This is a genomic window from Brevibacterium iodinum ATCC 49514, assembly GCF_900169265.1.
Classification (GTDB): Bacteria; Actinomycetota; Actinomycetes; order Actinomycetales; family Brevibacteriaceae; genus Brevibacterium; species Brevibacterium iodinum.
Genome location: NZ_FXYX01000011.1, coordinates 86,294 through 101,430 on the forward strand (window position 1 = coordinate 86,294; position 15,137 = coordinate 101,430).

The 15,137-nt window shown below is 65.1% G+C and carries 13 protein-coding genes; all 13 read left to right on the plus strand.

The window, feature by feature from the left end:
- The 13 genes from murG to nrdR all read left to right on the plus strand — a co-directional run bounded on the left by murG (position 1) and on the right by nrdR (position 14,810).
- The gene (gene murG / locus BI49514_RS09370; protein ID WP_101546288.1) at positions 1-1,101 is read left to right on the plus strand and encodes an undecaprenyldiphospho-muramoylpentapeptide beta-N-acetylglucosaminyltransferase; all 1,101 of its coding nucleotides are present in this window, start codon (positions 1-3) and stop codon (positions 1,099-1,101) included.
- 2 nt (positions 1,102-1,103) lie between these two features.
- Positions 1,104-2,519: a UDP-N-acetylmuramate--L-alanine ligase gene (murC, locus tag BI49514_RS09375; RefSeq protein ID WP_101546289.1), complete on the plus strand. Its 1,416-nt coding sequence runs from the start codon at positions 1,104-1,106 to the stop codon at positions 2,517-2,519.
- Positions 2,520-2,524: 5 nt separating this feature from the next.
- Complete coding sequence (locus BI49514_RS09380; RefSeq protein WP_101546290.1) at positions 2,525-3,280, plus strand: cell division protein FtsQ/DivIB; 756 nt, start codon at positions 2,525-2,527, stop codon at positions 3,278-3,280.
- A gap of 270 nt (positions 3,281-3,550) precedes the next feature.
- Positions 3,551-4,738: a cell division protein FtsZ gene (gene ftsZ, locus BI49514_RS09385; RefSeq protein ID WP_101546291.1), complete on the plus strand. Its 1,188-nt coding sequence runs from the start codon at positions 3,551-3,553 to the stop codon at positions 4,736-4,738.
- Between the two features lies 1 nt (position 4,739).
- The gene (gene pgeF, locus BI49514_RS09390) at positions 4,740-5,498 is read left to right on the plus strand and encodes a peptidoglycan editing factor PgeF (RefSeq protein ID WP_101546292.1); all 759 of its coding nucleotides are present in this window, start codon (positions 4,740-4,742) and stop codon (positions 5,496-5,498) included.
- A gap of 78 nt (positions 5,499-5,576) precedes the next feature.
- Positions 5,577-6,095, plus strand: coding sequence for a cell division protein SepF (locus BI49514_RS09395; protein WP_101546293.1), 519 nt, complete (start codon positions 5,577-5,579; stop codon positions 6,093-6,095).
- Positions 6,096-6,188: 93 nt separating this feature from the next.
- Positions 6,189-6,488: a YggT family protein gene (locus tag BI49514_RS09400; protein ID WP_101546294.1), complete on the plus strand. Its 300-nt coding sequence runs from the start codon at positions 6,189-6,191 to the stop codon at positions 6,486-6,488.
- 309 nt (positions 6,489-6,797) lie between these two features.
- Positions 6,798-7,601 carry a DivIVA domain-containing protein gene (locus BI49514_RS09405; protein ID WP_101546295.1) on the plus strand — a complete coding sequence of 268 codons (804 nt, stop codon included), beginning with the start codon at positions 6,798-6,800 and terminating at the stop codon, positions 7,599-7,601.
- Positions 7,602-7,725: 124 nt separating this feature from the next.
- The gene (locus BI49514_RS09410; RefSeq protein WP_101546296.1) at positions 7,726-8,262 is read left to right on the plus strand and encodes a signal peptidase II; all 537 of its coding nucleotides are present in this window, start codon (positions 7,726-7,728) and stop codon (positions 8,260-8,262) included.
- Positions 8,255-9,178, plus strand: a complete 924-nt coding sequence (locus BI49514_RS09415) for an RluA family pseudouridine synthase (protein ID WP_101546297.1) — start codon at positions 8,255-8,257, stop codon at positions 9,176-9,178. The genes BI49514_RS09410 and BI49514_RS09415 overlap by 8 nt, the downstream gene beginning before the upstream one ends.
- Positions 9,179-9,418: 240 nt before the next feature.
- Positions 9,419-12,928 carry a DNA polymerase III subunit alpha gene (gene dnaE / locus BI49514_RS09420; RefSeq protein WP_244195337.1) on the plus strand — a complete coding sequence of 1,170 codons (3,510 nt, stop codon included), beginning with the start codon at positions 9,419-9,421 and terminating at the stop codon, positions 12,926-12,928.
- 71 nt (positions 12,929-12,999) lie between these two features.
- On the plus strand, positions 13,000-14,310 hold the full coding sequence (gene hisD, locus BI49514_RS09425) for a histidinol dehydrogenase (protein ID WP_101546299.1): 1,311 nt from the start codon (positions 13,000-13,002) through the stop codon (positions 14,308-14,310).
- A gap of 2 nt (positions 14,311-14,312) precedes the next feature.
- On the plus strand, positions 14,313-14,810 hold the full coding sequence (nrdR, locus tag BI49514_RS09430; protein WP_025777954.1) for a transcriptional regulator NrdR: 498 nt from the start codon (positions 14,313-14,315) through the stop codon (positions 14,808-14,810).
- The last annotated feature ends 327 nt before the right edge of the window (positions 14,811-15,137 follow it).

The window sequence follows — 15,137 nt, forward strand, 5'->3', positions numbered from 1 at the left end:
ATGACGAGTATCCTCCTCGCCGGTGGAGGCACCACCGGCCATATCTCGCCGATGCTGGCGATCGGCCGTGAGCTGCGCCGGCAGCACCCCGACTGGGACGTCGTGGCGTTGGGCACTCCCGACGGACTTGAAGCCGAGATCGTTCCACGCGCCGGGTTCGAACTGCTCACCATCGACAAGGTGCCCATGCCGCGGTCGATCAGTCCCGCCCTGCTGAAATTCCCGGGACGCTTCCGCGGCAACATCTCCGCCGTCAAGCAGATCATCGCCTCCCGCAGCGTCGATGCCGTCGTCGGCGTCGGCGGCTACGTCTGCCCGCCGGCTTTCCTCGCCGCCAAACAGGCGAAGATCCCGCTGATCGTCCACGAAGCCAACGCGAAGCCGGGAATGGCCAACCGCCTCGGCGCCCGACTGACCACCACCGGGCGCGTCGGGATCACGTTCCCGGACACCGAGCTGCGCAATTCGACCCTCGTCGGCATGCCCATGCCCACAGAGATCACTGATCTCGACCGCAGCGATTCGGGTCAGCGCGCGGCGTTCCGTGCCGATCTCGGGCTGCGCGACGACCGTCCGGTCCTCGTCGTGACCGGCGGATCCTCCGGTGCGCAGAAGATCAACGAAGCGTTCCTGGCCACCGCGACCGCGTGTCAGGAGGCCGGCATCCAAGTCCTCCACATCACGGGAGCCGGGAAGGGCGAGGCCCTGCGGGAGGCGGCGGCCGAACTGCCCGACTACCACGTCGCGGACTACGTCGACGGAATGCATCGGGCCTATGCGGTCGCCGATCTGCTCGTCGCCCGCTCCGGTGCCGCCACGGTCTCCGAAGCCACGGTCGCCGGAGTCCCGGCTGTCTACGTGCCCCTGGCCATCGGCAACGGAGAACAGCGCCTCAACGCCTCCGGAAGCGTCTCCGCCGGTGCCTCACTCATGGTCGACAATGCCGAATTCTCACCGTCGACGGTCATCGACACCATTCTGCCGCTGCTGGCCGACGAGTCCCGTCTGACGCAGATGAGCCGGGCGGCTCTGCGTCTCAACTACCCCACCGATGCCGCGGCCCGCATGGCCGGCATCGTCAACCGCGCGCTGGAAGGCTGATCATGACCTCTGCGAACACGAGCCCCGCGAACATCGTTCCCGTCGGCGAACTCGGAGCCGTCCACTTCATCGGCATCGGCGGATCGGGAATGTCCGGAATCGCCCGGATCATGGTCATGAACGGAGTCACCGTCTCCGGTTCGGATGCGAAAGAATCCAACGTCGTCGACGTTCTCCGGACCCTGGGCGCCACGGTCACGATCGGACATTCGGCCGACAATCTCGGCGAGGCCGATACCCTCGTCATCTCCTCGGCCATCCGCAAGGACAACTCCGAACTCGTCGAAGCACAGCGCCGGGGACTGCGCATCCTCCACCGCTCCGGAGCACTCGCGTCCCTCATGGTCGACCGGCGGGCCGTGGCCGTGGCGGGCACCCACGGCAAGACCACGACCACGTCGATGACCACCGTGGCGCTGCAGGCCTGCGGAGTCGACCCGTCGTTCGTCATCGGGGGAGTGCTGTCGACGACGGGCACGAACGCCCATCTGGGCACCGGAGACGTCTTCGTCGCCGAAGCAGACGAATCCGACGGATCGTTCCTCCTCTACGAACCGGCCATCGGCATCCTCACGAACGTCGAAGCCGACCACCTCGACCACTACGGAACCCCGGAGAAGGTGCGCGAAGCCTTCATCGAGTTCTGCGACGGCATCCAGACCCGGGGCGGAACGATCATCGCCTGCGCCGACGATCCCGGCTCCCACGACGTCGCCCTGCACTCCCGCAGCCAGGGAGCTGATGTCGTCCTCTACGGCACGTCCGAGGATGCCGATATCGTGCTGCGCGACCTCGACTCCGGAATCGGCTCGAGCTTCGTCCTCGACCTGCCCGGACGGGAAGGCGAGCTGCGAGTCGAACTGCGGCAGCCGGGAATGCACAATGCGCTCAACGCCACTGCCGCCATCGCCGTGGCACACAGCCTCGGCGCCGATCTCGAGCGCGCGGCCACGGGACTCGCCGGCTACGGAGGCACCCGCCGCCGCTTCGAAGAACGCGGAATCGCCGCCGGCGTGCGCGTCATCGACGACTACGCCCATCACCCGACCGAGGTGCGCGCGGTGCTCAGCGCCGCCCGCGGAGTCGTCACCGACGGGGGACGGGTCTGGGCCGTCTTCCAACCCCACCTGTACTCGCGGACGATGGAATTCCGCGAGGAGTTCGGACAGGCCCTCGGTCTGGCCGACGAGGTCGTCGTCCTCGACGTCTTCCCCGCGCGCGAAGACCCCGTGCCCGGAGTCACCGGCGCGCTCATCGCCGACCGGGTCCCGCACGAGAACGTGACCTTCCTGGAGTCCTTCGCCGAGGCGGTCCCCTTCGTCGCCGCTCGAGTGAAGCCCGGAGATCTCGTGCTCACTGTCGGTGCCGGTGACGTGACCATCCTCGGGCCCGAGCTGCTGAGCGCGCTGGAGGGCTGACGCCCATGGTGCCGCTTCCCCCGGCTCAGGCCGGTGACAACTCCACCGCGGACCTCACCGGAGTCATCCGGGCCCGTCGCCTCAAGACCTGGCGACGACGCCTCATCGCCATCGGCATCGTGGCCGCCCTCATCGCCCTCGTCGCCGTTGCCTGGTTCTCGCCGCTGCTGTCCCTGCAGAAGGTGCAGGTGAGCGGCAGTCGCCTGCTCGACACCGATAAGGTCAGCAATTTCGTGCTCGACGACCAGGGTGGCCGACCGCTGCCGCAGGTGCGCCCCGGCCGAGTCGAGGACGCGGTGCTGAAGGAATTCCCGAAAGCCGAGGCGGCCTCCGTCCACTACGCGGGCCCCCGAGCGCTGAAGATCGAGATCACCGATCGCACCCCCGTCATCGCCATCAGAGGCGAATCCGGCTATCGCCTCTACGACTCCGAAGCCGTCGACCTCGGCACTGTCGACACACCACTGAAGAAGCTCACGGTGCTCAGCGGCGGCGGACACCAGCCGGACAGAGAGACCGTCTCCGCGGTCATCCGGTTCATGGGCGAACTGCGACCGGAGCTGAGGCGACAGCTGGTGACGATCGAGGCCAAGGATGCCATGAGCCTCAAGGGACGTCTCGACACCGGAAAGCAGAAGGCCACGGTCGTCTTCGGTGATTCCTCGGACTCCAGCCTCAAGGTGCGCACCGCTGCCCAGCTGGCCGCCGAGGGCCGCACCGAGATCGATGTCTCCGTGCCCTCGGTGCCCGTGACCGACTGAGTCCCGCTCGGCCGGTCGTCGGCCAGAACCGATGTCGAACACTCCGCCGCGGCCGGTCCGGGCCCCCGTGCGCTGCCACGTATGCGCCAGTCGCTGCGATTGCCTCCGTTTGGCCCCGACACACCGGGTGTGAAGTTTGGCCGAACCCCGACACTCCGGCGAGAATGGTTGCAGTGAGATTGCCCCGCCCAATAGCCTCAGGGCAGAGAACACAGACCGAATGCGCACGCAGACCCTGCGGAGCGCAAGCGCTTGAGACGAGGAACCGACTTGGCTGAATTCCCACAATCCGGAGCGGACATCAAAGTTGCCGGAACCGGCGGCGGCGGTGTCAACGCTGTACAGAGGATGATCGACGTCGGCCTGCGCGGCGTGGAGTTCATCGCGATCAACACCGACGCCCAGGCTCTCGTCCTCTCCGACGCCGATGTCAAGCTCGAGATCGGCCGTGACCAGACCCGAGGCCTCGGCGCCGGCGCAGACCCGGAGATCGGCAAGAAAGCCGCCGAATCCTCCGAAGACGCCATCCGCGACGCTCTCGAGGGCGCGGACATGGTCTTCGTCACCGCCGGCGAAGGCGGCGGCACGGGAACCGGCGCAGCCCCGGTCGTGGCCCGCGTGGCCCGGTCGCTCGGCGCTCTGACCATCGGCGTCGTCACTCGCCCCTTCACCTTCGAGGGACGCCGTCGTTCCGCGCAGGCAGAAGCCGGAATCGCCGCGCTGCGCGAAGAGGTCGACACCCTCATCGTCATCCCCAACGACCGTCTGCTCTCGATTTCCGATCGCAGCGTCTCCGTCGTCGAAGCATTCCGCTCCGCCGACGAGGTCCTGCGCTCCGGTGTCCAGGGCATCACCGACCTCATCTCGGTCCCGGGTCTGATCAACCTCGACTTCGCCGACGTCAAGTCGGTCATGCAGGATGCCGGGACCGCGCTCATGGGCATCGGTGCGGCAACCGGCGACGACCGTGCCGTGCAGGCGGCCGAATCCGCGATCGCGTCCCCGCTGCTGGAAGCCAGCATCGACGGCGCCCACGGAGTGCTCTTCTGCATCACCGGCGGCGGCGACCTCGGACTCTTCGAGGTCAACGAGGCCGCACGCCTGGTCCAGGAGGCCGCGCACCCCGAGGCGAACATCATCTTCGGCGCCGTCATCGATGACAACATCGGCGACGAATGCCGAGTGACCGTCATCGCCGCCGGATTCGACAACACCTCCCCGAACGCGGAGGTCGCCGGATCCGACCAGATCCCCGCGCCGATCCCGGCCGCTGCTCCGGCCGAGACCGAATCCGAGTCGCCCGTCATCGCCGAGTCCGGGCCCGAGGCCCCAGAAGCCGATGAGCCTGCACCTGCGCCGCGCCGCAGCGAGGAACACCAGATTCCCGCTTCGCTGCCGGGCGAACGCAGCAGCTCGAACTTCGACTCCGACCTCGATATCCCGGACTTCCTCAAGTAATATGCTGCGCTCGAGGTTCGTCGTCCCGGGCGGGCGCGCCGCCCACGTCGCCTTCACCGACCGGCACGGCGGGTACTCGAGCGGGGACTTCTCCTCGTTCAACCTCGCCCGCCACGTCGGAGACGATGACGAGCTCGTCGCGGCCAACCGAGCCGCTCTCGCTCAGGTCATCGGCCTGAGCGGGGAGCGGCTCTCGTTCGTCTCCCAAGTCCACGGCACCGATGTGCACATCATCGGCGACGAAGCACAGCTGCGGCAGACTCCGGTGGAGGCCGACGCCCAACTGACGACCGTCCCGGGGATCGGACTGGCGATCATGGTCGCCGACTGCACCCCTGTCATGCTCGCCGATGCCGACGCCGGTGTCATCGCGGCCGTCCACGCGGGCCGCCCGGGAATGTCCGCAGGAATCGTCGACAGAACGGTGGCCGCGATGCACGACGCCGGTGCACGGGACATCCACGCGGTCATCGGTCCCTCGGTGTGTCCGCGCTGCTACGAAGTCCCTGCCGAGCTGAGGAGCGAGGTCGCGGCGATCGAGCCGACAGCCGCCTCGGTGTCAGTGACCGGAACACCGGCACTCGACGTCGCCGGGGCCATGGCCGAACAGCTGCGCCGGGCGGATGTGACCATCGATCATTTCTCGCGCACCTGCACAAAGGAATCCGAGGACCTCTTCTCCTACCGCAGGCAGAAGCGCACGGGCCGTTTCGCAGGGATCATCTGGCTGCAGGAAGAAAACACCGCGACACACCCATAGGACTCACCGGCCCGGATGCTCGCGTGCGATAGTTTGGGCGACAGGTGAGCAAGTGCCGAAGTCCGAGGAGCTTTAGACATGTCAGCAATCAAGAAGACGCTGGAATACCTGGGTTTCGTCGAAGAAGAGGACGAGACCACCCAGCACACCGATCGCCGTGAACCCGCCCGCCGGGACCGCGAGGTCGTCGAGACCTTCGACGAGGACGACCAGTACGACGAACCGGCCGCAGCCGAAGAACGGACTCCGGCTCCGGTGACACCGATCCACCCGTCACCGATTCGTCCCGTAGACACCCCGGCGCCAGGAACCTCAATGAACCGCATCAGGACCATCCACCCCCGCAGCTACAACGACGCCATGGTCATCGGTGCCGCCTTCCGTGAGGGCACCCCTGTGATCATGAACCTCTCGGAGATGGACGAGAACAACTCCAAGCGCCTTGTCGACTTCTCCGCGGGTCTCATCTTCGGCCTCCACGGGTCGATCGAGCGCGTGACGAACAAGGTCTTTCTGCTCACCCCCGAGAACATCGAAGTCGCCGGCGAGAGCGAAGCCGATTCGGACACTCAGGCCAGCTTCTTCAACCAGAGCTGAGCACGCTGGAGAATCTCTCAACTCGTCCTCAGCTGGAGCCGATAGGCTGAAGCCTCAGAACTCAAGCAACAACGAAAGGCGCGGGCGACCCACGTGGCCATCATCTTCTACATCCTCGGTACTGCACTGAGCCTCTACGTCTACGTGCTCCTGGCGCGAGTCGTGCTCGATCTGGTCCAGGTGTTCTCCCGCGATTGGAGGCCCACCGGGTTCCTCCTCGTCCTCGCCGAGATCGTGTACACGCTCACCGATCCGCCGCTGAAGCTGCTGCGCAAGATCATTCCGCCGCTGCGGCTGGGTCAGGTGTCTCTCGACCTGGGATTCATCGTCCTGCTCATCGGCATCCAGATCATCGCGTCGGTGTTCTTCAACCTTTCGCACACCTCCGCCTGAAGCCCGCCATCACAGTGTGCTCCGCTGAAGAACCACTGTGAATGGATATGGGGAGGGGAACGGAGTGAAGAATATGCCGGTCGATGAAGGGCATTCGATTGATCGAAAACCGGATAAATGGTGAATATGCTCACCGGAATTGGCTGTCTGTGTGCTCGAGTTGTTAGCCTCGAATGCGGAAGACTTCGTCATTGAATGCGAGACACGCCATTACTGCGGGACAAAACTGCAGGTGTTACGCTAATGTGACGTTGAAGCCGTCCTTCTGGGCGGCAGCGTAATGAATGTAGATCGACCGAAGGTGACCTCATGGCGCTCACGCCTGAAGACGTAGTAAACAAGCGGTTCCAGCATGTGAAGTTCCGCGACGGGTACGACCAGGACGAAGTCGACGATTTCCTTGATGAGGTCGTCGTTGAAATTCGCCGTCTCTACCAGGAGAACGACGAACTGCGTCAGAAGCTCTCCACCGCCGAACAGCGGGTGAAGGAACTCGAAGCCGGCGGCGCCTCCGCCGCACCGGCACAGGACATCGACGCCACACAGGCGATGCCCGCCGCTGTTCCTGCTCCCGAAGAGAAGGAAGAGGCTCCGGCTCCGGCCGAGGCACCTGCCGCTCCCGCCCCGGTCGAAGAGACCCCGGCCCCGGTCGTCAAGGAAGCCGCTCCCGCACCACAGGACGACTCCGCCGCACCAGCGATGGCCGCCGGTGCTGCCGGTGGAGCTGCTGGTGCCGGTCTCGGTGCTGCCGCGGTCGGCGGCGACGGAGACGCTCATGGTCTCATCGCTCTGGCTCAGCGCGTCCACGACGAGCATGTTGCCGAAGGTGAGCGCAAGCGCGACGAGCTCATCAAGGGCGCTGAGAAGGAAGCCGCCGACATCGTTCGCAAGGCCGAAGCCAAGCGCGACGAAACGCTGTCGACCCTCGAATCGCAGAAGTCGACCCTCGAGCGCTCGATCGACCAGCTCTCGAACTTCGAGCGCCAGTACCGCACTCGACTCAAGAGCTACCTCAACGATCAGCTGCGTGACCTCGAGAACTCCACGAGCCTGGCTCCGGAGACCCTCGACGGAAACGGCCCACTGGGCGGTTCCTCGAACCACAAGCTCTGATCTCAGCGCATCACCGACCGAGGTCCGGGAACTCCGCGGAGTACCCGGGCCTCCGTCGTGTTCGCACACTGCACCGTCATGCGGCTGAATCCCGCAGCCTCGGCGGTGGTCTAGAATGAACCAAATGAACGATCCTGCCTCACGGTTGAAACGACCTCGCGCCGCCATGATGGCCCTGCTGTTCACAATCGCGGCAGTCGTGCTCGTGATCGATCAGTTCACCAAATTCCTCGCCGTCAGTCTCCTCGAAGACCAACCACCGGTGCCTGTGATCGGATCGCTGGCCGGATTCACCTTCTACCGCAATCCCGGAGCCGCGCTCGGCCTCGGCTCGAGCGTGACGTGGATCTTCCCGATCATCGCCATCGGCGTCTTCGCAGCGATCCTCGTGATCTCGCGCAAGCTCGGCTCGAGAGCCTGGGCGATCGGTCTCGGTCTGCTCCTGGGCGGACTCTTCGGCAACCTCGTCGACAGGCTCTTCCGCGAACCCGCATTCCTGCACGGAGCCGTCGTCGACTTCATCGATCTGTCGCTGTTCATCTGCAACGTCGCGGACATCGCGATCTCCGCTGCCGCGGTGACGTTGGTCATCGTCAGCCTCAGAGGCATCGACATCGACGGATCGGACTCCACCCGCGTGAAAGAGGACTCTCATGACTGAACGCTCCATCCTCGTCCCCGAGGGACTCGACGGTCAGCGCGTGGACGCTGCGATGTCGAAGCTGCTCGGCCTTTCCCGGACAGCCGCCGCCGATATCTGCGCCGACGGGGGAGTGGAGATGTCCGGTCGTCCGGTCATCAAGTCCGATCGTGTCATCGCCGGGGAACGGCTCGACATCATGATGCCCGAACCGAAGAAGCCCCTCGAGGTCGTGCCCGATCCAGTGCCGGGAATGCGCATCGTCCACGATGAAGACGCATTCGTCGTCGTCGACAAGCCCGTCGGTGTGGCAGCACACCCGGCTCTCGGCTGGACCGGACGCACCGTCGTCGGCGGGCTCGCCGCCGCGGGATTCCGCATCGCGACTTCCGGCGCCCCCGAACGTCAGGGCATCGTGCAGCGACTCGACGTCGGAACCTCGGGGCTCATGGTCGTGGCGAAGAGCGAATACGCCTACAGCGTGCTCAAACGCGCCTTCAAGGAACGCACGGTGGAGAAGACCTACCATGCGGTCGTACAGGGACTGCCAGATCCAGTGCTCGGCACCATCGATGCCCCGATCGCCCGACACCCCAAGCACGACGGACTCTACGCAGTGCGCACCGAAGGCAAGAACGCGATCACCCACTACGAGGTGATCGAAGCCCACCGCCGTGCCGCGCTCGTCGAGGTCCACCTGGAGACCGGACGCACCCACCAGATCCGCGTCCACTTCTCCGCCACCAAACACCCCTGCGTCGGCGACCTGCCCTATGGCGCCGATCCGGTGCTGGCGAAGGAACTCGGTCTCGAACGCCAATGGCTGCATGCCGTCAAACTCGGCTTCCACCACCCCGACACGCAGAAGTGGGTCGAATTCGAAAGCGGTTATCCCGAGGACCTGCAGACTGCGCTCGGCCGCATCCGGCCGAACTGACGCCGCGGGCACGCGTTGCCGCTTTCCGGACTGTGTCGGAGACTGACTGCTGAGCGACGCGCCGACGGGACCCGGACTAACCGGAGCCTCGTCGTGAAGTGCCCGGAACAACAGTCGCGGGAACCCGACCCGCGGGTGCCGATGGACTAAGCTGGAACGGCAACACCGGCAACTTCAGGAAGGCGGCGCCCAGTGCCGAACGAGGACTTCGTCCACCTCCACGTCCATACCGAATACTCCATGTTGGACGGTGCGGCCCGCCTCGCCGATCTGATGGCGGCGACGAAGGCATCGGGAATGTCCGCGATCGCCACGACCGACCACGGATACCTGTTCGGCGCCTTCGACTTCTGGTCGCAGGCGACAGCCGCCGGAATCAAACCCATCATCGGCGTCGAGGCCTATGTCACCCCCGGCACGGACCGTCGGGACAAGACCCGCGTGAAGTGGCGCACCGACGAATCGCAGAAGAGCGACGACCTCTCCGGCGGCGGTCTCTACACGCACATGACCCTGCTGTCTCGGAACAACACAGGCATGCGCAACCTGTTCAAGGCATCGTCGTATGCCTCACTGGACTCGGTGACGGCGAAATGGCCCCGACTGGACCAGGAACTGCTCGAGAGCTACTCCGACGGACTCCTCGCCACCACCGGCTGCCCGTCGGGAGAGGTGCAGGTGCGGCTGCGCCTGGGACAGTACGAAGAGGCCAAGGCGGCCGCCGGAAAGTACCGTGAGATCTTCGGCAAGGACAACTACTACGTCGAACTCATGGACCACGGTCTGTCCATCGAGAAGCGAGTGACGAAGGACCTCATCCGGCTGTCGAAGGAACTCGACATTCCGCTGGTCGCCACCAACGACCTCCACTACACGCACGAATCGGATGCGAAGGCGCACGAGGCGCTGCTGGCCATTCAGTCCGGATCCAAGCTCATCGAACCCACCTACGATCAGGGCGGTTCGCGATTCGCCTTCTCCGGCTCCGGCTACTACCTCAAGACCCCCGCAGAGATGCGGGCCCTGTTCAAGGAATTCCCCGAGGCCTGCGACAACACTCTCGAAATCGCCGAGAAGTGCGAAGTCTCCTTCGACACCTCGGCGAACTACATGCCGAAGTTCCCGTGCCCTCCCGGCGAGGACGAGACCTCGTGGCTGATCAAGGAAGTCGCGAAGGGTCTCGACTACCGGTACCCGAACGGCGTTCCCGACGAGGTCCGCCGGCAGGCCGACTACGAGCTCGACATCATCATCTCGATGGGCTTCCCCGGCTACTTCCTCGTCGTCGCCGACTTCATCAACTGGTCGAAGGACAACGGGATCCGCGTCGGGCCCGGCCGTGGTTCGGGAGCCGGCTCCATGGTCGCCTACGCCATGCGCATCACCGACCTCGATCCGCTGCAGCACGGGCTGTTCTTCGAGCGCTTCCTCAACCCGGACCGAGTGTCCATGCCCGACTTCGACGTCGACTTCGATGATCGTCGCCGCAGCGAGGTGATCGACTATGTGACCGAGAAGTACGGCGACGAGCGTGTGGCGATGATCGTCACCTACGGCACGATCAAGACGAAGATGGCGCTGAAGGACTCCGCGCGTGTGCTCGGCAAGCCCTTCTCGATGGGTGAGCGCCTGACGAAGGCGCTGCCGCCGGCGGAGATGGCCAAGGACATCCCGCTCAAGGACATCGAGGATCCGGGGTCCAAGCGGTACAAGGAAGCCGGCGAGTTCCGCGAACTCGTCGACACCGATCCGGAGGCTCGAGAGACCTTCGAGACCGCGAAGGGCCTGGAAGGGCTGAAGCGTCAGTGGGGTGTCCATGCCGCCGGTGTGATCATGTCCTCGGATCCGATCATCGACGTCATCCCGATCATGCGTCGGTTCCAGGACGGTCAGGTCATCACCCAGTTCGACTACCCGACATCTGAGGGCCTCGGGCTCATCAAGATGGACTTCCTGGGGCTGCGGAACCTCACGATCATCTCCGATGCGGTGGAGAACATCAAAGCCAACCGGGACTTCGATCTCGACCTCGAGCACCTCGCCCTCGACGATCCGGCGGCGTACGAGCTGCTGACCCGCGGTGACACCCTCGGCGTGTTCCAGCTCGACGGCGGCGGTCTGCGTGCCCTGCTGCGGATGATGAAGCCGGATAACTTCGAGGATATCTCCGCGACCCTGGCGCTCTACCGCCCCGGCCCGATGGGTGCGGATTCGCATACGAACTATGCCCTGCGCAAGAACGGTCTGCAGGAGGTCACCCCGATCCACCCGGAGCTCGAGGAGCCGCTCAAGGAGATCCTCGATACGACCTACGGTCTCATCATCTACCAGGAGCAGGTGATGGCGATCGCGCAGAAGGTCGCCGGCTACTCGCTGGGCCAGGCCGATATCCTCCGCCGCGCGATGGGCAAGAAGAAGAAGTCCGAGCTCGACAAGCAGCAGGTCGGATTCTTCGGCGGAATGAAGGAACGCGGCTTCTCCGAAGCCGCCGCCCAGGCCCTGTGGGACATCCTGCTGCCGTTCTCGGACTACGCGTTCAACAAGGCGCACTCGGCCGCCTACGGCGTCGTGTCCTACTGGACCGCCTATCTCAAGGCGCATTACACGGCCGAATACATGGCGGCCCTGCTGACCTCGGTCGGCGACAACAAGGACAAGCTCGCGATCTACCTCAACGAGTGCCGCCGCCTCGGAATCACCGTGCTGCCTCCGGACGTCAACGATTCCGCTCTCCACTTCACCCCTGTCGGTACGGACATCCGCTTCGGCATGGGAGCGGTGCGCAACGTCGGTGCCCACGTCGTCGAGGGCATCGTCGAGGCCCGTGGAGAGAAGGGCTCCTACACCTCGTTCACGGACTTCCTCGACAAGGTGCCCAGCCATGTGTGCAACAAGCGCACGATCGAATCACTCATCAAGGCCGGCGGCTTCGACTCGCTCGGCCACAGCCGCCGCTCACTCGTCGAAGTCCACGAGGAGGCCGTCGACTCGGTCATCGGCGTCAAGAGGCAGGAAGCCAACGGTCAGTTCGATCTCTTCGCCGGGCTCGGCGGGGGAGACGACTCACCGGGTTTCTCCGTGACAATTCCCGATCGTCCCGAGTGGGAGAAGAAGGAGAAGCTGTCCTTCGAACGCGACATGATCGGCCTCTACGTCTCCGATCACCCGCTCAACGGGCTCGAAGGCGTGCTGGCCGCCGAATCCGATGCCTCCATCGCCGAGGTGGTCGATCCCGAGTCGCACCGTCATGACGGATCCCAGATCAAGGTCTGCGGAATGATCACGCAGGTCACCCGCAAGGTGTCGAAGAACTCCGGGCGTCCCTATGCGATCGTGACCTTGGAGGACCTCGAAGCAGAGATCGAAGTGATGTTCTTCGGCGACACCTACGAGCCCGTGGCGAGCCTCCTGGCGACCGACCTCGTGATCTCCCTGACCGGGCGCATCCGCACCTCCGATGACCGTCCGACCTCGTTGATGGCGATGTCGATGACGATTCCCGATGTCACCGATCCCAACGATCGGCCGCTCAACCTCATCATGCCGATGGAGAAGGCGACCGAGGAGATGGCGACGAAACTCAAGCAGATCCTCGAATCCAACAAGGGACAGACCGATGTCCACATCACCTTGTCCCAGCCGGGACGGCAGACGGTGATGCGCCTCGACCGATCGATCCGAGTCGACCCGAACCCGAGCCTCTACGGAGACCTCAAGGCGCTGCTGGGATCCCGCTGTCTGAGCGTCTGAGTCGCGAGCGCCGAGCCCGCCCTCGTCCGCACTTCGGGCGGGAGGAGAGCGGTGCTGCTGTGGAGACTAGAATGGTGCGGGTGAACATTCTGGACTTCCGTGGTGAGACCCTCAACAGGCGATTCCTGGCGCAGAAGCTGCCTCGGGCCGCCGAGACCCATGCCGATATCGAACGACGGGTGGCTGAACTCCTCGACACCGTCGCCGGTGGGGGAGCGGCCGCGGTGAAGGACTTCACCGAACGCTTCGACGGAGTGCGCCCCGAAACGCTGCGGGTACCGGAATCCGCGCTGGCCGAAGCAGCGGCAGAACTCGATCCCGCAGTCAGGGCCGCGCTCGACGAATCGATCGCCCGCGCCCGGAAGGTCGCCGCCGATCAGCGCCCCGTCGATGTCCGCACCGAACTGGCCTCCGGTGCCTTCGTCACCACCCGTCACCTGCCGGTCGATCGGGTCGGACTCTATGTGCCCGGCGGACTGGCCGTCTACCCGTCGACGGTGATCATGAACGTCGTGCCAGCACAGACGGCCGGCGCACGCTCGCTGGCGATCGCCAGCCCACCGCAGAGCAATGGTCTGCCGCACCCGATCGTGCTCGCCACCGCACACATCCTCGGCGTGGACGAGGTCTGGGCGATGGGTGGGGCACAGGCGATCGGTGCTCTGGCATATGGCTTCGACGACGGTGAGGAACTCGAGCCCGTCGACCTCATCACCGGTCCCGGAAACGCCTATGTGGCTGCGGCGAAGTCGCTCGTCCGCACCAGAGTCGGCATCGACGCAGTCGCCGGCCCTACAGAGATCATCATCCTCGCCGACGAACAGGCGGATCCGCGCTTCGTCGCCGCCGACCTCATCAGTCAGGCCGAACACGACGAACTGGCCGCCTCGGTGCTGGTCACCGACTCCGTCGATCTCGCCGACGCGGTGCAGAAGGAGTTGGACGTGCAGGTGCCGGAGGCGATGCACACCGAGCGGATCGGGACGGCTCTGGCCGGAAGGCAGTCGGCGATCGTGCTCGTCGACGACCTCGATGCCGGGATCACCGTCGTCAACGGCTATGCCGGTGAGCACGTCGAGGTCCACACGGTCGATGCGGAAGCGGTCGGGGCCCGGATCACGAACGGGGGCGCTGTCTTCCTCGGCGATTGGGCTCCGGTGTCACTCGGTGACTACTGTGCCGGGTCGAACCACGTGCTGCCCACGATGGGCACCGCCGCTCACGGCTCCGGGCTGGGTGTGCACTCATTCATCAAGGTCAGCCAGGTCATCGACTATGACCGTCAGGCACTGTCCGCGGTGGCAGAGCACATCGGTGTTCTCGCCGACGGCGAACAGCTGCCGGCCCACGGCCGGGCTGTCGACATCAGGTTCGAGGAGTAGAGATGCGCTGTCCGTTCTGCCGAGAGTCCGATTCGCGGGTCGTCGATTCGAGGACCAGCGAGGACGGCGCTGCGATCCGCCGGCGCCGTCAGTGCCGTCATTGCGGTCGCCGCTTCACCACGATGGAGGCCACGAGCCTGTCGGTGATCAAACGCTCCGGAGTCACCGAGGAGTTCTCCCGTCAGAAGATCATGTCGGGTGTGCGCAAGGCCTGCCAGGGACGTCCGGTCAGCGACGATGATCTCGCGAAGCTCGCTCAGCGGGTGGAGGAGAATATCCGGTCGCGCGGCATCGCCGAGATCGACGCCGACGAGGTGGGACTGTCGATCCTCGAACCGCTGCGCGAACTCGACCAGGTCGCCTACCTGCGATTCGCCAGCGTCTACCAGGGATTCGACTCGCTCGAGGACTTCGAGGCGGCGATCGATTCGCTGCGCGCCGACGCGTTGCTGCAGTCCGGTCAGACTCGGGAACCCACCCCCGACGACTTCGCCGACTGAGCTGCTCGGGGTCCCGGCCGACCGGATCCTGAGACTGCTGAGATTTCTGTCAGAAATCTTCGTTTCGAGTACCGCGGTACAGAAATAGTTGTGTAGTATTGAACGTGCGCGCTACGGCGCGCGGCCGCTTGCGGTTCGGAGGGGAAGCCGAACCCAAGCGGCCTTTCACATTCACCCCCAATTGCTACCTGACGGCGGCCCAGCAACCTCGCGCTGTGAGTATTGACAGTGGCTGGTCTGGGACTGGCTGGCAGAGTAGGTGTTGGCCTCTCCGTCCAGTGATCGTGACTCCACCTCGCGCTGACCCACACCGTGGTGTCTTGCCCT

Bases quoted from the DNA above. Each gene is read 5' to 3' on its own strand.
- pgeF (WP_101546292.1), top strand. From the start codon at position 4,740: ATGCTGCGCTCGAGGTTCGTCGTCCCGGGCGGGCGCGCCGCCCACGTC.
- murC (WP_101546289.1), top strand. From the start codon at position 1,104: ATGACCTCTGCGAACACGAGCCCCGCGAACATCGTTCCCGTCGGCGAA.
- dnaE (WP_244195337.1), top strand. From the start codon at position 9,419: ATGTTGGACGGTGCGGCCCGCCTCGCCGATCTGATGGCGGCGACGAAG.
- hisD (WP_101546299.1), top strand. From the start codon at position 13,000: ATGGTGCGGGTGAACATTCTGGACTTCCGTGGTGAGACCCTCAACAGG.
- nrdR (WP_025777954.1), top strand. From the start codon at position 14,313: ATGCGCTGTCCGTTCTGCCGAGAGTCCGATTCGCGGGTCGTCGATTCG.
- BI49514_RS09395 (WP_101546293.1), top strand. From the start codon at position 5,577: ATGTCAGCAATCAAGAAGACGCTGGAATACCTGGGTTTCGTCGAAGAA.
- murG (WP_101546288.1), top strand. From the start codon at position 1: ATGACGAGTATCCTCCTCGCCGGTGGAGGCACCACCGGCCATATCTCG.
- BI49514_RS09410 (WP_101546296.1), top strand. From the start codon at position 7,726: ATGAACGATCCTGCCTCACGGTTGAAACGACCTCGCGCCGCCATGATG.
- BI49514_RS09380 (WP_101546290.1), top strand. From the start codon at position 2,525: ATGGTGCCGCTTCCCCCGGCTCAGGCCGGTGACAACTCCACCGCGGAC.
- BI49514_RS09405 (WP_101546295.1), top strand. From the start codon at position 6,798: ATGGCGCTCACGCCTGAAGACGTAGTAAACAAGCGGTTCCAGCATGTG.
- BI49514_RS09415 (WP_101546297.1), top strand. From the start codon at position 8,255: ATGACTGAACGCTCCATCCTCGTCCCCGAGGGACTCGACGGTCAGCGC.